Raw genomic sequence first — 17,377 nt, forward strand, 5'->3', positions numbered from 1 at the left:
CTCCTCTCCCGTCAGCTTCCCGTGCTCCGGTACGCCCGCAGGCCCGCCCGCCACGCGAGCCCGGCCGGCGCGCAGCAGCCCACCGCCACCAGCGGCGGGGTGAACGCCAGCCATCCCGGCAGGTCCAGCGGGTACGGCCGGCCGAGGACGTACATCGCGGGCAGCCAGTTCACGAAGGCGAGCGGGACCACGAAGGTCACCCCGCGCACCATGTCCTTGGCGAAGATCGTCGGCGGGTACTGGAGCAGCTGGTTCCCGCCGTACGTGAAGGAGTTCTGCACCTCGGAGGCGTCCTGCGCGAGGAACTGGAACGCCCCGCCCGCCACGAACACCGAGGCGAAGACGGCGGCGCCGCTCAGGATCATCACCGGGATCAGCAGCGCCCGCAGCGGCGTCCAGTGGATGTCCAGACTCAGCAGCGCATAGCCGAGGACCAGCAGGCCCTGGGTGATCCGGCCCAGGCGGCGCAGCGCGAACCGGTCCGCCGCGACCTGGGCGAGCACCGGCACCGGGCGCACCAGGAGCGTGTCCAGCGTGCCGTCGCGCACCCGGCGGCCGAGCCGGTCCATGGACCCCATCACCAGGTCGGCGAGCCCGAACGCGGCGCCCGACGCGCCGTACAGGAACGCCACTTCGGGCAGGGTGTAGCCGCCCAGCGCGTCGATGTGCGAGAACATCAGCAGGATCGCCACGAAGTCGAGCCCGGTCGCCGCAAAGTTGCCGAGCGCCGTCATCAGGAAGGACGCCCGGTAGGCGAGGGTGGAGCGGATCCACATCCCGGCGATCAGACGGTAGGCGCGGACGCCCTCGGCGGCGGCGCGCAGCCGCCCGGCGGGCGCCGGGCCCTCGCTGAGCGCTTCCTCAGCCACCCTGCACCACCACCCGCCGTGTCGCCGCCGCCTGGAGCAGACGGCCTGCGGCGAGCAGCAGCGCCGCCCAGCCGAGCTGGAACGCGTACGCCCGGGCCAGGCCCCAGCCCGTGTGGCGGCCCAGCAGGACGTCGGCCGGGATCTGGAGCAGCGCCGACCAGGGCAGGGCGCGCGCCACCTCGCCGAGCGCTCCGGGGAAGACGTTGAGGGGCAGCAGCATCCCGGAGAAGAAGATCCCCCCGAGCCAGGCCATCTGCGCCACGCCCGCCCCGTCGAGCAGCCAGAACGCGGAGAGCGCCACCAGATAGCGGATCGAGAAGCTGACGACGACGCCGAGGAGGACGGCGAGCAGGAACGCCAGCCAGGTCCGCGGGTCGGCGGGCAGCGCCAGGTCGAAGGCGAGCGCGCCGAACGCCAGCGGCACCAGACCGCGCCCCAGGAAGTGGAAGGCGGCCCGTCCCACGTCGCCCGCCAGCCACCACAGTTGGAGGTCGGCGGGGCGGTACAGGTCGATCGCGATGTCACCCGTACGGATGCGTTCGACGAGCTCGTCCTCGAAGCCGCCGCCCATCATGGAGACCGTCATGATGAGGGCCTGGCCGAGCCACACATAGGTCAGCGCCTGGGGCTGGTCGTAGCCACCCAGACTAGGGCGGACGTTCCACAGGGCCATATAGGTGTACGCCATGATCACGCCGAAGACGGTGTTGGTGAACACCCCTGCCGCCGTGGCGATCCGGTACGCCGTATGGCGCCGGAACCCACCCGCGGCAACCGCCGCGTAGAGCCGCACCACGCCACCTCCTCGTCCGGTCCGTGTATGAAGGGGCCATGCCCGACCGCACGCGGAGGCATCACCGCCGGGGAACCGAAGCGCCCGACCCTAGTGCGGCCCGGCGATCCACCGCGACGGCTTTTCCGCGGCCGGGCGTGCAATATGGGCGTACAACGCGAATCACCCGATACAGCGCAGTGGCGAGAGAGACATGAGCGACGACGAGCAGCCACCCCGGCCCCCTCAGGGCTGGGCCCCTCGGGACCTCAGCGCCACCGGCCCGGACTCCTCCGCCGCGCCCGGCGGCGACGCGCCCGGCGGCGACGCGCGGGACGACGACGCGCAGGGCCCGGGCGAGACGGCCGACGGCGGCGAGGGCCCGGCCAAGGGCAGGAAGAAGCGGCCCAAGCGGACCGGCTGGCGGCGGTTCGTGCCCAGCTGGCGCTGGGTGCTCGGGACCGTCCTGGCCATCGCCCTGCTGCTCATCGGCGGCTTCATCGCCGGCTACACACTCGTCCACATCCCGCCCGCCAACGCCACCGCCACCGCCCAGTCCAACGTCTTCCTGTACGCGGACGGCGGCCAGCTCGCCCGGGACGGCGAGATCAACCGGGAGAACGTCCGGCTCGCCCAGATCCCCCTCACCGTCCAGCACACCGTGCTCGCCGCCGAGGACCGCGACTTCTACTCCGAACGGGCGGTCGACCCCAAGGCGATGGTCCGCGCCGCCTGGAACACCCTCACCGGCAAGGGCAAGCAGTCCGGCTCCACGATCACCCAGCAGTACGTGAAGAACTACTACCTGGGCCAGGAGCAGACGATCAGCCGCAAGGTGAAGGAGTTCTTCATCGCGATCAAGCTGAACCGCGAGGTCAGCAAGTCGGACATCCTGGAGGGCTATCTCAACACCAGCTACTTCGGCCGCAACGCCTACGGCATCCAGGCCGCCGCCCAGGCCTACTACGGCAAGGACATCGAGAAGGTCACCACCGCCGAGGGCGCCTATCTGGCCTCGCTGCTCAACGCCCCCAGCGCGTACGACGTGGTGGCGCACCCGGAGAACAAGGCGAAGGCCGTGGCGCGCTGGAACTACGTCATGGACGGCATGGTCAAGAAGAAGTGGCTGACGCCGGCCGAGCGGGCCGCCGCCACCTTCCCGGTGCCGGGCAAGGTGCGGCCCGCGTCCGGGATGGCCGGGCAGCGCGGCTATGTGGTCGAGGCCGTCAGGGACTATCTGACCAGCAACGAGATCATCGACGAGAACACCCTGGCCAAGGGCGGCTACCGGATCACCACGACGCTCCAGCGGGCCAAGCAGGACGCGTTCGTCGCCGCCGTCGACGACAAGGTGATGTCCCAGGTCAGCTCCGACCGCAAGGTGGACCGCAACGTCCGCGTCGGCGGCGCCTCCATCGACCCGGACAGCGGCAAGGTGCTCGCGATGTACGGGGGCATCGACTACACCAAGCAGTACGTCAACAACGCGACCCGGCGCGACTACCAGGTCGGCTCGACCTTCAAGCCGTTCGTCTTCACCTCGGCCGTCGAGAACGGCTCCACGACGCAGGACGGGCGCACGATCACCCCGAACACCATCTACGACGGCACCAACAAGCGCTTCGTACAAGGCTGGTCGGGCACGCCGTACAACCCCTCGAACGAGGACGACAAGTCGTACGGCTCGCTCACCGTCCGGTCCGCCACCGACCTCTCGGTGAACGCGGTGTACGCGCAGATGGCCGTGGACGTCGGCCCCAAGGACGTCCGGCAGACCGCCGTCGACCTCGGCATCCCCGCCGGCACGCCGGACATGCCGAACGGGCCGTCCATCGCGCTCGGCACCGCGACCGCCTCCGTCCTGGACATGGCCGAGGCGTACGCGACGCTCGCCAACCACGGCAAGCACGGCACGTACACGATGGTCGAGTCCGTCACCAAGGACGGCGAGAAGGTGGAACTGCCCGCGCGGGACGACAAGCAGACCGTCTCGCGCGAGGCCGCCGACACCACCACCTCGATCCTGCAGAGCGTGGTGGAGGGCGGCACCGGTACGGCCGCGCAGGCCTCGGGCCGTACCGCCGCGGGCAAGACCGGCACGGCCGAGGACGACAAGGCGGCCTGGTTCGCGGGCTACACGCCCGATCTGGCCACCGTGGTCGCCGTGATGGGCCAGGACCCCGACACGGCCGCCCAGAAGCCGCTGTACGGGGCCCTTGGGCTGCCCCGGATGAACGGCGGCGGGCCGCCCGCGCAGGTGTGGGCGCAGTACACGGCGGGCGCGCTCAAGGGCACCGAGCCGCAGGACTTCGACCTCCAGCTCCAGGAGGGCGCCTCCGTGCCGCCGCCGGTCGAGACCCGGGCCCCCAACCCCAACACCACCGACGGCGGCCCCACCACGGGCGGCACGACGACCGGGACGACGGCCGGCGGCGCCAACCGCCCGCGCCGCCAGCCGCGCCCGCAGTGACGCGTTGACGCGTTGACACCTTCAGCGACTCGTTCGGTGACTCGTTCAGTGGCCGGACGTGGCCTTCAGCCCGACCACGGCCACCAGCAGCAGACAGACGAAGAAGATCCGGGCGGCGGTCGCGGGCTCACCGAGCACCACCATGCCGAGCACCGCCGCACCGGCCGCGCCGATGCCCACCCAGACGCCGTAGGCGGTACCGATGGGCAGGGTCTTGGCGGCCTGCGAGAGCAGCAGCATCGAGGCGACGATCCCGGCGCCGGTGAGCAGACTGGGCCCCAGCCGGGTGAATCCGTCGGTGTACTTCATCCCGATCGACCAGCCGACTTCGAGCAGACCGGCGACGAGCAGCAGAACCCAGGCCATGACAGGCACCTCCGAGAGACGTACGCGCGCGTACGCCTCGTACGCGCGGGGTGCGTCGTCTTGTCGTAACCCGGTACGACGCGTCTCGTCGGGGTGCTTCAAAGATAGCAAAGGCCAGCGAAAAGGGCTGGTGACTGCCGTCACCAGCCCTTTTCCACAGCCGTTGCGGGCCGGGTCAGAGATACAGCCCGGTCGAGTCCTCGGACACCCGCTCCGAGGCGACGGCGTGCAGATCGCGCTCCCGCATCAGTACGTAGGCGATACCGCGCACCTCGACCTCGGCGCGGTCCTCGGGGTCGTACAGCACCCGGTCGCCCGGCTCGACGGTCCGGACGTTCTGCCCGACCGCGACCACCTCCGCCCAGGCCAGCCGCTTGCCGACGGCGGCGGTCGCCGGGATCAGGATGCCGCCGCCGGAGCGCCGTTCGCCCTCGGGTGTGTCGGACCGGACCAGCACGCGGTCGTGGAGCATCCGGATGGGCAACTTGTCGTGGGTGTTCTCGCTCACGGACCGAACCTACCTGCCCTGGCCCCCGGCGTATGCCGAAGGGCCACGGAAAGGGGCGGCGCACGGGAGGGTCAGTCGCGCCGCTTCCTGGCCGACGACATGGCGAGCAGCCCGACGAGCCCGACGGCGAGGAGCGCGACCGGCACGATGCGCTCGACGCGGGGCGCGCCCTCCTCGTTCACGAACTGGGCCTTCACGTCCGAGACGGTCCGGTTCACCGCGACGAAGGCCCGGCCGGCCGTCCGGTCCACGGCCGAGGCGACCTTCGCCTTGGCGTCACCGACGATCGTCGACGGGTGCAGCCGCACGCCGATCTCGTCGAGCGTCACCGCGAGCTGATCCCGGCGGCTCCTGATGTCCGCCTCGATCTGCGCAGGGGTCCTGGCTTCCGACACTGCGCGGCCTCCGTCTGTTCGGTCGGGTATGGGGATATCCGTCATCGACAGTCTGTCAGCTCTGCCGCCGATGCACTGTCACAGGCCCCCATTAGGCTCTGCTGGAGTACGCCACACCCCCGCCCCTTCCGGAGGAAGATCCCATGAGCGAGCGCCTCGTCCCCGGCGACACCGCCCCCGCCTTCACCCTGCCCGACGCGGACGGCAACGAGGTCTCGCTCGCGGACCACAAGGGCCGCAAGGTCATCGTGTACTTCTACCCGGCCGCCCTCACCCCCGGCTGCACCAAGCAGGCCTGCGACTTCACGGACAACCTGGAGCTCCTGGCCGGCGCCGGGTACGAGGTGATCGGCGTCTCCCCCGACAAGCCGGAGAAGCTGGCGAAGTTCCGCGACAAGGAGTCCCTCAAGGTCACCCTCGTAGGCGACCCGTCGAAGGAGGTCCTGGAGGCGTACGGGGCGTACGGCGAGAAGAAGCTGTACGGCAAGACGGTGACCGGCGTCATCCGCTCCACGGTGATCGTGGACGAGGAGGGCAAGGTCGAGCGCGCCCTGTACAACGTGAAGGCGACGGGCCATGTCGCGAAGATCATCAAGGACCTGGGGATCTAGCCCCTCTCGACGCCCCCCGACGGCCCGCACCGCGCGGTAAGCGGTGCGGGCCGTTCCGCATTTCGTGCGTAACTGTCCGATTAGCGGGTCGTTGGTCTGTGCGGGGCTGCGAACATGTGGCCGGAGCAGAGGGGGGCTCATGACGACCAGGTACACCCGCGAGCTACTGGGGGAGGCGGCTCGCCAGACGCGGCACATCGACGATGCGGTGCGGTGGTGCGGGGGCGTAGCGACACCGGGCAGCAGGCGGTATCTCCGCCGGAAGATGGCGGAGGCCGGAATAGACATCGCCCATCTGGCCACCAACCAGGTCCGCCATACCGAAGCGCGGCTACGGGCCGCTGTGGCCGTCTCGACCTGCTTCAAGGACGTCGTGCGCCATCTGGGGATCAGCCAGGTCGGGGGCAATCAGACCCACATCAGCCGCCGGGTGGCGGCTCTGGGTATCGACACCTCCCATTTCACTCCGGTCCGCCGAGGCCGTGCGAAGGGGGCTCTCGGCGAGCCACTCTCCGCCTGCGCGATCCCGAGGACGGAAGGATTCCTGGACAGCGGCTCCGCCGCGAGTTGCTCAGGAACGGGACGGCTGAACAGTGTGCGATGTGTGGGACCGGGCCGGAGTGGAAGGGTAAGCCGCTCGGACTCGAGGTCGACCACGCCAACGGGGACTGGTGGGACAACCGCCCAGGCAACCTGCGGCTCCTGTGCCCCAACTGCCATGCCGTGACGGACACGTACCGCGGCCGTCGGCGGAGGGCACGGGCATGAACACTCCCAAGTACACCCGCGACCTCCTCGCCCGGACCGCGGCCGACTCGGCCAGTCTCGTGGACATGCTGCGCCGACTCGACGCACCGATCGGAGCCGGGCCACTGCGCTATCTGCGTCACAGACTGGAGCACTACGGGATCGAGGTGTCCCACTTCGTCGACGAGCCGCTGCCGACCAGGAAGCGGCGCAGTTACTCGCGCGAGCTGCTCGAAGAGGCGGCAGCCCACTCGCAGAGCATCCGCGAGATGTGCGAGTACCTGGGATATCCGCCCAGCGACAGTCCGTACTCCCTCATCAGGCAGCGACTCGACCGTTTCGGCATCGACACCACCCACTTCACCAGCGGGCGGAGATACAGCGCGGGCGTCATCCCCCGCGAACCGCTCGTGCCGCTCGTGCCGCTCGTAGCCGAGTCCACCAGCATGGCGGGCGTACTCAAAGCGCTCGGCCTCGACGACAACGGCGCCGCCCGCGCTCGTCTGAGACACAGTCTGGACGCGCACGGCATCTCCACCGACCACTTCACCGGGCAGGGCCACTTTCGCGGCGAGGTCTCGCCGTACCGGAAGTCGGCCGCGGAAACCCTGGTGCGCCGGGAAGCCGGTTCCAGCCGTACCAAGACCGCTCTTCTGAGGCGCGCCCTCTCGGCCGCGGAAACCCTGGTGCGCCGGGAAGCCGGTTCCAGCCGTACCAAGACCGCTCTTCTGAGGCGCGCCCTCGATGAGCTCGGGGTTCCTCGCGTGTGCGCCGCATGCGGCATCGGCGACACCTGGCAGGGGCAGCGCCTTGTCCTGGAGATCGATCACCTCAGTGGCGACCGCCTGGACAACCGCCGCGAGAACCTCAGGTACCTGTGCCCGTCCTGCCACAGCCAGACGAGCACCTTCTCCAACCGGTCTCCCCGCACGGGCGCTCCACGCAGCCCAGTAGAGTAGGCGCGTTGGGCCCGTACCCCAGCTGGCTAGAGGGCGCCGGTTTAGGTCCGGTGTGTCGTGGGTTCGAGTCCCACCGGGCCCACGCACAAAGGGCGTGACACATCGATGTCCCGCCCTTTGGCATACGACAGCCCCTCAGCCCAGCAGCTCCCGCACCACCGGCACCAGCGCCCGGAACGCCTTGCCGCGGTGGCTGATCGCGTTCTTCTCGTCGGCCGTGAGCTCCGCGCATGTGCGGGTCTCGCCGTCGGGCTGGAGGATCGGGTCGTAGCCGAAGCCGCCTGTGCCTGCGGGGGTGTGGCGGAGGGTGCCCAGGAGGCGGCCCTCGACCACCCGTTCCGTGCCGTCGGGGAGGGCCAGGGCCGCCGCGCAGGCGAAGTGGGCCGCGCGGTGTCCGTCCGCGATGTCGCCGAGCTGGGCCAGGAGCAGGTCCAGGTTGGCCTTGTCGTCGCCGTGGGTGCCGGACCAGCGGGCGGAGAAGATGCCGGGGGCGCCGTTCAGTACGTCCACGCACAGGCCCGAGTCGTCGGCGACGGCGGGCAGGCCCGTGGCCCGGGCCAGGGCGTGGGCCTTGAGGAGCGCGTTCTCGGCGAAGGTGACGCCGGTCTCCTTGACGTCGGGGATCTCCGGATACGCGTCGGCGCCGACCAGTTCGTGGGGCAGCCCGGCGTCCGCGAGGATCGCGCGGAGTTCGGTGATTTTGCCGGCGTTGCGGGTGGCGAGGATCAGGCGGGTCATGCCCCCAGTATCGGGGGCGCGCCCGGCGTCACGGTGTGCAGACCTTGCCGACTTCCTTCGCCGCGTCCTTGACGGGGCTGATGTCCGGCGTGTTGTCGCCGTTCTTGATCGCCGAACGGACGTTGTCGACCGCCCTGTTGAGGTTGTCGACCGCCTTGGAGAGGTCGGCGTTATCCGTCTTGTTCTTCAGGGACGACAGGTTGTTGTCGATGTCGTTGAGGGCCTGGTCCGCCTGCGTCGGGTTGTCGGCGGCGTTGGACACCGCGCGGCCCAGGTCGTCGACGCTGGAGGCGATCGCGTCGGCCGTCTGGACGCAGTCCAGCGCCTTGCTGACCGCGCTGCACCCGACGGCGGCGGGCAGGGCGAGGGCCGCGGTGGCGGCGGCGAGTGCGAGGGCGCGGCGGCGGCTTCGGCGCATGGACGGGTCCTCCCCGGGGTGTACGGACGGGCGTACGGTTCGGCCCGTACGCCCGTGTCGATAGGGACGCGGCGAGCGGCCCTCTTGGTTGCCTCTTTACTCTGCCGCTCGGCTACTCGGCTACTCGGCTACTCGGCTACTCGCCCAGTGTGCGGCCGAGCGCCTCTACCTGGAGCGCGGCCAGGTCGGCGCAGCCGCCGGTGGCGAGGTCGAGCAGCGCGTTGAGCTCCTTGCGGTCGAACGGCTCGGCCTCGGCGGTGCCCTGGACCTCGACGAAGCGGCCGTCGCCGGTGCAGACGACGTTCATGTCGGTCTCGGCGCGCACGTCCTCCTCGTAGCAGAGGTCGAGGAGGGGGGCGCCGTCGACGATGCCCACGGAGACGGCGGCGACGGTGCCGGTGAGCGGCTGGCGGTTGGCCTTGACCAGCTTCTTGGTCTGGGCCCAGCTGACGGCGTCGGCGAGGGCGACGTACGCGCCGGTGATGGCGGCGGTGCGGGTGCCGCCGTCGGCCTGGAGGACGTCGCAGTCCAGGACGATCGTGTTCTCGCCGAGGGCCTTGTAGTCGATGACGGCGCGGAGCGAGCGGCCGATGAGGCGGGAGATCTCGTGCGTACGGCCGCCGATCTTGCCGCGTACGGACTCGCGATCGCCGCGGGTGTTGGTGGAGCGCGGCAGCATCGAGTACTCCGCGGTCACCCAGCCCTCGCCGCTGCCCTTGCGCCAGCGGGGGACGCCTTCGGTGACGGAGGCGGTGCAGAAGACTTTGGTGTCACCGAAGGAGATGAGGACGGAGCCCTCGGCGTGCTTGCTCCATCCGCGTTCGATGGTGACGGGGCGGAGCTGGTCGGGGGTGCGGCCGTCGATACGAGACATGCCCCGAGCGTAGCTCGTGGGCGTCTCGCTCCTGGGGGCATGCCCCCCGGCCCCCCCTCAAACCCGTGCGCGTCCGCGGACCGTGCTGGGTTGCTCGCGCAGTTCCCCGCGCCCCCAGCCACCTAGGGGCGCGGGGAACTGCGCGACCAGCCACAGACGACCCGCGGGCAAAGACCCGCCCCCCCAGCGGAGCGCCCCGTGGGCGAAAGCGGTCGCCCGGGCGGGGCCGCGGCCCACAGCGGGCTACGCCCAGAGTTGGCCCTGGAGGGTCTCGATCGCTTCTTCCGTCGTTTCCGCCGTGTAGACGCCCGTCGACAGGTACTTCCAGCCGCCGTCCGCCACCACGAACACGATGTCCGCGGGGGTGCCCGCCTTGAGGGCCTTCTTGCCCACCCCGATCGCCGCGTGCAGCGCGGCCCCGGTGGAGACGCCCGCGAAGATGCCCTCCTCCTTGAGGAGTTCGCGGGTGCGGGTCACCGCGTCCGCCGAGCCGACCGAGAAGCGGCTGGTCAGGACCGACGCGTCGTACAGCTCGGGGACGAAGCCCTCGTCCAGGTTGCGCAGGCCGTAGACCAGGTCGTCGTAGCGCGGCTCCGCCGCGACGATCTGGACGCCGGGGACGTGCTCGCGGAGGTAGCGGCCCACACCCATCAGCGTGCCCGTCGTACCGAGACCCGCCACGAAGTGGGTGATGGAGGGGAGGTCCGCCAGGATCTCCGGGCCCGTCGTCGCGTAATGGGCACCCGCGTTGTCCGGGTTGCCGTACTGGTAGAGCATCACCCACGAAGGGTTCTCGGCCGCCAGCTCCTTGGCCACCCGTACCGCCGTGTTGGAGCCGCCCGCCGCCGGGGACGGGACGATCTCCGCGCCCCACATCTTCAGCAGGTCGCGGCGCTCCTGGGAGGTGTTCTCGGGCATCACGCAGACGATGCGGTAGCCCTTGAGCTTCGCCGCCATCGCCAGCGAGATGCCGGTGTTGCCGCTGGTCGGCTCCAGGATGGTGCAGCCGGGCGTCAACCGGCCCGCCTTCTCGGCCTGTTCGATCATGTGGAGCGCGGGGCGGTCCTTGACCGAGCCGGTCGGGTTGCGGTCCTCCAGCTTCGCCCAGATGCGGACGTCGTCCGAGGGCGAGAGCCGGGGCAGCCGGACCAGCGGTGTGTTGCCGACCGCGGCAAGGGCGGAGTCGTAGCGCATGACGGCGTTCGGCCTCAGACCATGCCGCCGGCCACGGCCGGCAGGATCGTCACGCTGTCGCCGTCCGACAGCTCGGTGGAGATGCCCGCCAGGAAGCGGACGTCCTCGTCGTTGAGGTAGACGTTCACGAAGCGGCGCAGCTCGCCGCCGGCCGTCTCGTCGACGAGGCGCTCGCGGATGCCGTTGTGACGGCTCTCCAGGTCCTTGAAGAGCTCGTCGATGGTCGCGCCACTGCCTTCGACCGCCTTCGCGCCGTCGGTGTAGGTGCGGAGGATGGTCGGGATGCGGACCTCGATGGCCATGGCGTGGGCTCCTGTCGGGAGTCGGAGTCGGAAGTCTGGAGAGGGAGGCGGGGGCCGCCGCCGGCGCGGGTGCTGCCGGGAGTGCGGAGGTAGGTGCGTACGTGGTGGTGCGCGTGCGGCCGCGGGTCAGACGGCGGTGGGGCGCGGACACATCGCGCTCGCCAGGCGGCACAGGTCGACGTGCAGGCGCGCCACGAGCAGCGGGCTGCTGGGCTTCTCTTCGCTCACGTCGTGGGGAACCATGCGGTCATCGTATCGATTCCCGGTCCGCTTCCCGGAGTGTGATCTCAGATGGCGGACCGGTTCCGCTCAGGATGTGGGCGGTGGGGTGAGGACGGGCCCCGCCGCGCGCCCCCTGCGGGCGGCTCAGTACGCCTGCACGACCTCGACCTCTTCCTCCTCGATCACACCGTCCACGATCCGGTACGAGCGGAACTGGAAGTCCCCGAGGCCGTCCGTGTCCGCCGTGGACACCAGGACGTAGTGGGCGCCGGGCTCGTTCGCGTACGTCACGTCGGTGCGCGAGGGGTAGGCCTCGGTCGCCGTGTGCGAGTGGTAGACGATCACCGGCTCCTCGTCCCGGTCGTCCATCTCGCGGTACAGCTTCAGCAGGTCCTGCGAGTCGAACTCGTAGAACGTGGGCGAGCGGGCCGCGTTCAGCATGGGGACGAACCGCTCGGGGCGGCCGGTGCCGGCCGGGCCGGCGACCACGCCGCACGCCTCGTCGGGGTGGTCGGCGCGGGCGTGCGCGACGATCTGGTCGTACAGGGCCTGGGTCAGGGTCAGCATGAGCGCAAGGATAAGCAGACGGGCCGTCCCGTACCGAGGAGTGGTACGGAACGGCCCGCATGCTGAGAAGCGGCCGGTGAGGGGCGCGTACTACGAGCGCTTGGCGAACGCCTTGTTGTCGGGGTTGCGCGCCTTGAGGACCAGGTACGAGACGCCCAGGATCAGGCCCCACAGCGGGGCGCAGTACAGGGAGACCCGCGAGTCCTTGTCGACGCCCATCATCACGATGACCATGAAGATGAACAGCAGCGCGAACCAGCTGGTGAACGGGGCGCCCGGGGCCTTGAAGGTGGACTGGGGCAGCTCGCCCCGGTCGGCCTTGGCGCGGTAGCGGATCTGGCAGACCAGGATCATGATCCAGGCCCACATGCCGGAGATGGTGGCGAAGGAGACGACGTAGTCGAAGGCCTTGCCCGGCGCCTTGTAGTTGATCCAGACGCCCACCAGCATCAGCGCGGCCGAGACCGTCGTGCCGATCAGCGGGGTGCCGCTCTTGGTCAGCTTGGTGAAGACCTTCGGGCCCTGGCCGTTGAGCGCGAGGTCGCGCAGCATACGGCCGGTGGAGTACATGCCCGAGTTGCAGGAGGACAGGGCCGCCGTCAGGACGACGAAGTTGACGACCGCGGCGCCGACGCCGAGGCCCATCTTCTCGAAGGCCGCGACGAAGGGGCTGACACCCGGCTGGAACTCGTGCCACGGGACGACCGAGAGGATCATGATCAGGGCGCCGATGTAGAAGACGGCGATGCGCCACGGCACGGTGTTGATGGCCTTGGGGAGCGTCTTCTCGGGGTCCTTGGACTCGCCCGCGGTGACACCGACCAGCTCGACGGCGAGGAAGGCGAACATCACGATCTGCAGGGTCATCAGCGTGCCGCCGATGCCCTTGGGGAAGAAGCCGCCGTCGTTCCAGAGGTTGGCGACGGTCGCGGTGTCCGCGGCGTCCGAGAAGCCGACGGTGAGGATGCCGGCGCAGATCAGGATCATGCCGACGATGGCCGTCACCTTGACCATCGAGAACCAGAACTCCAGCTCACCGAAGAGCTTCACGGAGATGAGGTTCACGGCGTACAGGATGAGCGTGAACACCAGCGCGTACAGCCACTGCGGGACGTCGTTGTGCGTCCAGAAGGCCATGTACTGGGCGGCCGCGGTGACCTCGGTGATGCCGGTGACGACCCAGAAGAGCCAGTACGTCCAGCCGGTCACGAAGCCCCAGAACGGGCCGACGAACTCACGGGCGTACTCCGAGAAGGAGCCCGAGACGGGGCGGTACATGAGCAGCTCGCCCAGCGCCCGCATGATGAAGAAGATGACCAGGCCCGCGATGGCATAGGCCAGGATGAGGCTGGGGCCGGCCTTCGAGATGGCCTTGCCCGCGCCGAGGAAGAGCCCGGTGCCGATGGCTCCGCCGATGGCGATCATCTGGATCTGGCGGGCGCCGAGGCCCCGCTGGTAACCCTCGCCCTCGGCTGCGCCGTGGGCGGTCCCCACAGCCTCATTGCCGGAGCGGTCGTCCTGCTTGTCGACCTGCGCTGAGGTCATGGTGGTGCGCCTTTCTCCATGCTGACCCGCCCGCTTCGGTCGTCGAAGCCGCGGATCAGGTCCTGATCCCCCCGGATGTGGATGGAGTGCCACCGGCGGTCAGCCGGTCGAAGCGCCCCCGGGAGACATGGGTGGCGTCCCCGGGTGGTCGTGAAGATTTATCACGTCTTTACGAGTGATCCACTGGGGTGACTGTGGCGCAGGCCACAAAGAGAACCGGACAAAGCACGCAAGCATCGGCAAACTATGCCGTTGCGGTAATCCGATCGTTATGCGGATTTGAGCGTCCGCTGAGCGAACAGGAGGAAAACAGTCGCCTCCGGCCACCATCTGGGCGACCGATCAGGCCATCAGCGTCTCGACGAGCGTCTCCTGGAGCCCGCCGAGCCAGAGGTAGGCCATCACCATCGGCTTGCGCGGGTCCTCGTCCGGCAGCCGGTAGAGCTCGCCGCTCTCGTCCTCGTCCGTGACCTCCAGCCGGGTCCCGATGGTCAGCCGCAGGTCGTTGAGCGCGCCCAGCCAGCGCCGGGAGTCGTCGGCGGACAGCTTGAGGACCGCCCCGCCGTCGCCGCGCGGGGTGAGCGCGTCGAGGGTGCGCACCACCGCGAGCGCGTCCTCGCGCTTGCGGGTGCGCAGGTCGTTCTCGGTGAAGCGGCGGAACTCGGCGGCCGAGGCGCGCAGTTCGTCGCTCTCGCCGCTGTCGTACGCGTCGGGGAAGAGCCGGGCCAGCGCCGGGTCGGCGGGCGGCTCGCTGGGGCCCTCGGCGAAGAGCGCGGCCAGCGGGTCCTCCCCCTCCATCGGCTCGTCGCCGGGGCCGATCAGCTCCAGGAGCTGTACGGACAGGGAGCGCAGGATGGCGATCTCGACCTCGTCGAGCGCGACGGCCGCGCCGCCGCCGGGCAGCGCCTCGAAGTAGCCGGCCATCAGCCGCGGTCCTGGGTGAGCGTGGCCCACAGCCCGTACCCGTGCATCGCCTGCACGTCGCGCTCCATCTCCTCGCGGCTGCCGCTGGAGACCACGGCCCGGCCCTTGTGGTGCACGTCGAGCATCAGCTTGCGGGCCTTGTCCTTGGGGTAGCCGAAGTAGCTCTGGAAGACGTACTGGACGTAGCTCATGAGGTTGACCGGGTCGTTGTGGACGAGCGTCACCCACGGCACATCGGGTTCGGGGACGGCGAAGGTCTCTTCCGCCGACTCGGGCCGTTCGATCTCTACAGGAGCCACACTCACTTACCCCATGCTGCCACCCGGGGACCGCAGTCGCACAAACGGGGGCCCGAAATCGTCACTCTGACGCAAAGAGGAGTAACATCCGCCCCATGGCTGCTACTCCCGGGGGATTGCCCCCCGGACCCCCGGCCGACCCGGTCGACAGCCGGAACGGAAAGGTGAGGTAACCGGTTGTGAACGCTGCGGACCTTGGGCTGCCGGTGGACGTGCCGTCGACCGCGCTCTTCACGGACCAGTACGAGCTGACGATGCTCCAGGCGGCACTGCGCGCCGGGACGGCCGAGAGGCGGTCGGTCTTCGAGGTCTTCACCCGGCGGCTGCCGGAGGGGCGCCGCTACGGCGTGGTGGGCGGCACCGGCCGCGTCCTGGACGCCGTGGAGAACTTCCGCTTCGACGCGGGCGTCCTCGGCTTCCTGCGCGAGCGCGGCATCGTCGACGAGCCGACCCTTGAGTGGCTGGCCTCCTACCGCTTCTCGGGCGACATCTGGGGCTACCCGGAGGGCGAGGTCTACTTCCCCGGCTCGCCGATCCTGCGGGTCGAGGGCTCCTTCGCGGAGTGCGTGCTCCTGGAGACCGTGATCCTCTCCATCCTCAACCACGACTCGGCGATCGCCGCCGCCGCGTCCCGGATGTCCGCGGCCGCGGCCGGCCGCCCGCTGATCGAGATGGGCGCCCGGCGCACCCACGAGCTGGCCGCGGTGGCCTCCGCCCGGGCCGCGTACGTGGGCGGCTTCACCACCACCTCGGACCTGGCGGCCGGGTTCCGGTACGGCATCCCCACCGTCGGCACCAGTGCGCACGCCTTCACCCTGCTCCACGACAGCGAGCGGGACGCCTTCCGGGCCCAGGTGGACTCGCTGGGCCGGGGCACCACCCTCCTGGTGGACACCTACGACGTGGCCGAGGCGGTCCGTACGGCCGTCGACATCGCGGGCCCCGAGCTCGGCGCGGTCCGGATCGACTCCGGGGACCTGCTGCTCGTCGCCCACCGGGTGCGCCAGCAGCTCGACGAGCTGGGCGCCACGAAGACGAAGATCGTGGTGACCTCGGACCTGGACGAGTACGCCATCGCCTCGCTGGCGGCCGCGCCCGTGGACGCGTACGGCGTCGGCACCCAGCTCGTCACCGGCAGCGGCCACCCGACCTGCTCCATGGTCTACAAGCTGGTCGCCCGGGCGCAGAGCGCGGACCCGAAGGCGCCGCTGGTGCCGGTGGCGAAGAAGTCGATGGGCGGCAAGACGTCGATCGGCGGCCGCAAGTGGGCCGCCCGGCGCACCGACGCGGAGGGGGTCGCGGAGGCCGAGGTCGTCGGCACCGGGCCGGTCCCGGCCGAGCTGGCCGACCGGCAGCTGCTGGCCGAGCTGGTCAAGGGCGGCACGGTGGTCGCCCGCGAGCCGCTGGACGCCGCCCGGGAGCGGCACATCGCGGCACGCGGCGCGCTGCCGATGTCCGCGATCCAGCTGTCGCGGGGCGAGCCGGTGCTGCCCACGGAGTACGCGTGATGTCGTACGTCCGGGTCTTTGCGCACCAATTGCCCCCTGCCGCGGCGGGGTTGGAGTCTCTACGCTCGTTGAACAGCCCCCTGACCGAAGGACAGCCGACATGCACCGCGCGTTGATCGTCGTGGACGTTCAGAACGACTTCTGCGAGGGCGGCAGCCTCGCGGTCACGGGTGGCTCCGACGTCGCCGCTGCCATCACCGACCTGATCGGGCAGTCCGCCGGGTCCGTGTACCGCCATGTGGTGGCCACCCGCGACCACCACATCGACCCGGGCCCGCACTTCTCGCCGCGGCCGGACTTCGTGAACTCCTGGCCGGTGCACTGCGTGGCCGGGACGGAGGGCGTGGGCTTCCACCCGAACTTCGCCCCGGCGGTCGCCTGCGGGGCCATAGACGCGGTCTTCGACAAGGGCGCGCACGCGGCCGCGTACAGCGGGTTCGAGGGGCGCGACGAGAACGGGGTGTGGCTGGCGAACTGGCTGCTGGACCGGGAGGTCACCGAGGTCGACGTGGTCGGGATCGCCACCGACCACTGTGTGCGGGCGACCGCGCTGGACGCCGTGCGGGCGGGGTTCGCGACCCATGTGCTGCTCGATCTGACCGCCGGCGTCACCGAGGAGACGACCGCTCGGGCCATCGAGGAGATGCGGGCCGCCGGGGCGGAGCTGTCGGGCAAGCCGGTGTGCTGACCGGGGTCGCCTCGTGCGCCCCCGGAAGCGGCCTCGCGGGCGCTCCTACGGCCGCAGCAGCGCCCGTATCGGGTGCCAGAGCTCCTCGGCCCCCGGGTGCGGCGCCGTGCGCCACAGGAGGCCGTCCGGGTGGTGCAGGACCGCCGTGATCTCGTCCGGCGTCGGCGGCTCCGTGTTGCCGCGCAGATAGACCGCGCGCAGCCCCAGGTTCCGCAGCCGGGTCAGGGCGCGGGCCCGGTTGGCCGCGTGGACCAGGACGCGCACCTTGCGGCCGTCCCCGGCGGGCGACGGCAGGGTGAGCGCGACGACGACGCTGCCGTTCGGCAGCTTGCTGAAACCTCCGCCAGGCATGGCGTACCGCTCCCCCGTGAGACGTCGTGTCAATAAGGACTCGTAGGACG

At 70.4% G+C, this 17,377-nt stretch carries 22 protein-coding genes, 1 tRNA gene and 1 riboswitch; of the genes, 7 read left to right on the plus strand and 16 right to left on the minus strand.

The genetic code is table 11. The annotated features are described in order from the left end of the window. Positions 1-11: 11 nt before the first annotated feature. Together A8W25_RS11730 and A8W25_RS11735 are read right to left on the minus strand one after the other, a co-directional pair. Positions 12-869: an ABC transporter permease gene (locus A8W25_RS11730; protein ID WP_067159464.1), complete on the minus strand. Its 858-nt coding sequence runs from the start codon at positions 867-869 to the stop codon at positions 12-14. Beyond that, positions 862-1,662 carry an ABC transporter permease gene (locus A8W25_RS11735; RefSeq protein WP_067161064.1) on the minus strand — a complete coding sequence of 267 codons (801 nt, stop codon included), beginning with the start codon at positions 1,660-1,662 and terminating at the stop codon, positions 862-864. Before A8W25_RS11735 ends, A8W25_RS11730 begins: the two co-directional genes overlap by 8 nt. Positions 1,663-1,855: 193 nt before the next feature. On the opposite strand from A8W25_RS11735, the gene A8W25_RS11740 reads away from it, so the two are divergent. Next, on the plus strand, positions 1,856-4,111 hold the full coding sequence (locus A8W25_RS11740; protein ID WP_079125973.1) for a transglycosylase domain-containing protein: 2,256 nt from the start codon (positions 1,856-1,858) through the stop codon (positions 4,109-4,111). A 45-nt stretch (positions 4,112-4,156) separates the two neighbouring features. On the opposite strand, the gene A8W25_RS11745 is transcribed toward A8W25_RS11740, so the two are convergent. The 3 genes from A8W25_RS11745 to A8W25_RS11755 all read right to left on the minus strand — a co-directional run bounded on the left by A8W25_RS11745 (position 4,157) and on the right by A8W25_RS11755 (position 5,380). After that, positions 4,157-4,477 (minus strand): DMT family transporter, encoded by a 321-nt coding sequence (locus A8W25_RS11745; RefSeq protein ID WP_067159467.1) that lies wholly within the window; start codon positions 4,475-4,477, stop codon positions 4,157-4,159. Between the two features lie 49 nt (positions 4,478-4,526). After that, positions 4,527-4,591: riboswitch (guanidine-III (ykkC-III) riboswitch) on the minus strand. A 61-nt stretch (positions 4,592-4,652) separates the two neighbouring features. Further along, on the minus strand, positions 4,653-4,985 hold the full coding sequence (locus A8W25_RS11750; RefSeq protein ID WP_067159470.1) for a GroES family chaperonin: 333 nt from the start codon (positions 4,983-4,985) through the stop codon (positions 4,653-4,655). Between the two features lie 71 nt (positions 4,986-5,056). After that, positions 5,057-5,380: a DUF3618 domain-containing protein gene (locus A8W25_RS11755; RefSeq protein ID WP_067159473.1), complete on the minus strand. Its 324-nt coding sequence runs from the start codon at positions 5,378-5,380 to the stop codon at positions 5,057-5,059. 143 nt (positions 5,381-5,523) lie between these two features. Between A8W25_RS11755 and bcp the strand changes: the two genes are divergently transcribed. The 4 genes from bcp (at position 5,524) to A8W25_RS11770 (ending at position 7,779) form a co-directional block, all read left to right on the plus strand. After that, the gene (gene bcp / locus A8W25_RS11760) at positions 5,524-5,991 is read left to right on the plus strand and encodes a thioredoxin-dependent thiol peroxidase (RefSeq protein ID WP_067159475.1); all 468 of its coding nucleotides are present in this window, start codon (positions 5,524-5,526) and stop codon (positions 5,989-5,991) included. Positions 5,992-6,591: 600 nt separating this feature from the next. Further along, entirely contained in the window at positions 6,592-6,759 is a 168-nt protein-coding gene (locus tag A8W25_RS34840; protein ID WP_234386404.1) for an HNH endonuclease, read from the plus strand. Next, positions 6,756-7,697 (plus strand): HNH endonuclease, encoded by a 942-nt coding sequence (locus tag A8W25_RS11765; protein WP_067159478.1) that lies wholly within the window; start codon positions 6,756-6,758, stop codon positions 7,695-7,697. The genes A8W25_RS34840 and A8W25_RS11765 overlap by 4 nt, the downstream gene beginning before the upstream one ends. Positions 7,698-7,704: 7 nt before the next feature. Continuing rightward, a tRNA-Leu gene (locus tag A8W25_RS11770) sits at positions 7,705-7,779 on the plus strand. A gap of 53 nt (positions 7,780-7,832) precedes the next feature. On the opposite strand, the gene rdgB is transcribed toward A8W25_RS11770, so the two are convergent. From rdgB to clpS, 10 genes are all read right to left on the minus strand, one after another. Beyond that, complete coding sequence (gene rdgB / locus A8W25_RS11775) at positions 7,833-8,435, minus strand: RdgB/HAM1 family non-canonical purine NTP pyrophosphatase (protein WP_067159481.1); 603 nt, start codon at positions 8,433-8,435, stop codon at positions 7,833-7,835. Positions 8,436-8,463: 28 nt separating this feature from the next. Continuing rightward, positions 8,464-8,853: a hypothetical protein gene (locus A8W25_RS11780; protein ID WP_067159483.1), complete on the minus strand. Its 390-nt coding sequence runs from the start codon at positions 8,851-8,853 to the stop codon at positions 8,464-8,466. A gap of 136 nt (positions 8,854-8,989) precedes the next feature. Next, positions 8,990-9,727 carry a ribonuclease PH gene (gene rph, locus A8W25_RS11785; protein ID WP_067159486.1) on the minus strand — a complete coding sequence of 246 codons (738 nt, stop codon included), beginning with the start codon at positions 9,725-9,727 and terminating at the stop codon, positions 8,990-8,992. A 243-nt stretch (positions 9,728-9,970) separates the two neighbouring features. Next, on the minus strand, positions 9,971-10,921 hold the full coding sequence (locus tag A8W25_RS11790; RefSeq protein WP_067159489.1) for a PLP-dependent cysteine synthase family protein: 951 nt from the start codon (positions 10,919-10,921) through the stop codon (positions 9,971-9,973). A 14-nt stretch (positions 10,922-10,935) separates the two neighbouring features. Further along, positions 10,936-11,223, minus strand: coding sequence for a MoaD/ThiS family protein (locus A8W25_RS11795; RefSeq protein ID WP_067159492.1), 288 nt, complete (start codon positions 11,221-11,223; stop codon positions 10,936-10,938). Positions 11,224-11,349: 126 nt separating this feature from the next. Next, a complete protein-coding gene (locus tag A8W25_RS35565) occupies positions 11,350-11,466 on the minus strand; it encodes a putative leader peptide (protein ID WP_324616203.1) in 117 nt (38 codons plus the stop codon). Between the two features lie 123 nt (positions 11,467-11,589). Then, the gene (locus tag A8W25_RS11800; protein ID WP_067159495.1) at positions 11,590-12,012 is read right to left on the minus strand and encodes a Mov34/MPN/PAD-1 family protein; all 423 of its coding nucleotides are present in this window, start codon (positions 12,010-12,012) and stop codon (positions 11,590-11,592) included. A gap of 90 nt (positions 12,013-12,102) precedes the next feature. Continuing rightward, positions 12,103-13,557 carry an amino acid permease gene (locus A8W25_RS11805; RefSeq protein WP_067159498.1) on the minus strand — a complete coding sequence of 485 codons (1,455 nt, stop codon included), beginning with the start codon at positions 13,555-13,557 and terminating at the stop codon, positions 12,103-12,105. A gap of 342 nt (positions 13,558-13,899) precedes the next feature. Further along, entirely contained in the window at positions 13,900-14,481 is a 582-nt protein-coding gene (locus tag A8W25_RS11810; protein ID WP_067159500.1) for a DUF2017 domain-containing protein, read from the minus strand. Further along, complete coding sequence (clpS, locus tag A8W25_RS11815) at positions 14,481-14,786, minus strand: ATP-dependent Clp protease adapter ClpS (protein WP_067159503.1); 306 nt, start codon at positions 14,784-14,786, stop codon at positions 14,481-14,483. The genes A8W25_RS11810 and clpS overlap by 1 nt, the downstream gene beginning before the upstream one ends. A 173-nt stretch (positions 14,787-14,959) precedes the next feature. On the opposite strand from clpS, the gene A8W25_RS11820 reads away from it, so the two are divergent. Then, positions 14,960-16,288 carry a nicotinate phosphoribosyltransferase gene (locus A8W25_RS11820; protein WP_067159506.1) on the plus strand — a complete coding sequence of 443 codons (1,329 nt, stop codon included), beginning with the start codon at positions 14,960-14,962 and terminating at the stop codon, positions 16,286-16,288. A gap of 100 nt (positions 16,289-16,388) precedes the next feature. Next, a complete protein-coding gene (locus A8W25_RS11825; protein WP_067159509.1) occupies positions 16,389-16,976 on the plus strand; it encodes an isochorismatase family protein in 588 nt (195 codons plus the stop codon). Positions 16,977-17,021: 45 nt separating this feature from the next. Here the strand turns inward: A8W25_RS11825 and A8W25_RS11830 are convergent, their stop codons facing one another. Beyond that, positions 17,022-17,327: a hypothetical protein gene (locus A8W25_RS11830; protein ID WP_067159512.1), complete on the minus strand. Its 306-nt coding sequence runs from the start codon at positions 17,325-17,327 to the stop codon at positions 17,022-17,024. Positions 17,328-17,377: the final 50 nt, after the last annotated feature.

Origin of the sequence: Streptomyces sp. ERV7 (assembly GCF_001653515.1) — a bacterium.
In the GTDB taxonomy this organism is placed as follows: domain Bacteria; phylum Actinomycetota; class Actinomycetes; order Streptomycetales; family Streptomycetaceae; genus Streptomyces.

Bases quoted from the DNA above. Each gene is read 5' to 3' on its own strand.
- A8W25_RS11740 (WP_079125973.1), top strand. From the start codon at position 1,856: ATGAGCGACGACGAGCAGCCACCCCGGCCCCCTCAGGGCTGGGCCCCT.
- A8W25_RS11745 (WP_067159467.1), bottom strand. From the start codon at position 4,477: ATGGCCTGGGTTCTGCTGCTCGTCGCCGGTCTGCTCGAAGTCGGCTGG.
- bcp (WP_067159475.1), top strand. From the start codon at position 5,524: ATGAGCGAGCGCCTCGTCCCCGGCGACACCGCCCCCGCCTTCACCCTG.
- A8W25_RS34840 (WP_234386404.1), top strand. From the start codon at position 6,592: ATGTGTGGGACCGGGCCGGAGTGGAAGGGTAAGCCGCTCGGACTCGAG.
- A8W25_RS11765 (WP_067159478.1), top strand. From the start codon at position 6,756: ATGAACACTCCCAAGTACACCCGCGACCTCCTCGCCCGGACCGCGGCC.
- rdgB (WP_067159481.1), bottom strand. From the start codon at position 8,435: ATGACCCGCCTGATCCTCGCCACCCGCAACGCCGGCAAAATCACCGAA.
- A8W25_RS11780 (WP_067159483.1), bottom strand. From the start codon at position 8,853: ATGCGCCGAAGCCGCCGCCGCGCCCTCGCACTCGCCGCCGCCACCGCG.
- rph (WP_067159486.1), bottom strand. From the start codon at position 9,727: ATGTCTCGTATCGACGGCCGCACCCCCGACCAGCTCCGCCCCGTCACC.
- A8W25_RS11790 (WP_067159489.1), bottom strand. From the start codon at position 10,921: ATGCGCTACGACTCCGCCCTTGCCGCGGTCGGCAACACACCGCTGGTC.
- A8W25_RS11795 (WP_067159492.1), bottom strand. From the start codon at position 11,223: ATGGCCATCGAGGTCCGCATCCCGACCATCCTCCGCACCTACACCGAC.
- A8W25_RS35565 (WP_324616203.1), bottom strand. From the start codon at position 11,466: ATGGTTCCCCACGACGTGAGCGAAGAGAAGCCCAGCAGCCCGCTGCTC.
- A8W25_RS11800 (WP_067159495.1), bottom strand. From the start codon at position 12,012: ATGCTGACCCTGACCCAGGCCCTGTACGACCAGATCGTCGCGCACGCC.
- A8W25_RS11805 (WP_067159498.1), bottom strand. From the start codon at position 13,557: ATGACCTCAGCGCAGGTCGACAAGCAGGACGACCGCTCCGGCAATGAG.
- A8W25_RS11810 (WP_067159500.1), bottom strand. From the start codon at position 14,481: ATGGCCGGCTACTTCGAGGCGCTGCCCGGCGGCGGCGCGGCCGTCGCG.
- A8W25_RS11825 (WP_067159509.1), top strand. From the start codon at position 16,389: ATGCACCGCGCGTTGATCGTCGTGGACGTTCAGAACGACTTCTGCGAG.
- A8W25_RS11830 (WP_067159512.1), bottom strand. From the start codon at position 17,327: ATGCCTGGCGGAGGTTTCAGCAAGCTGCCGAACGGCAGCGTCGTCGTC.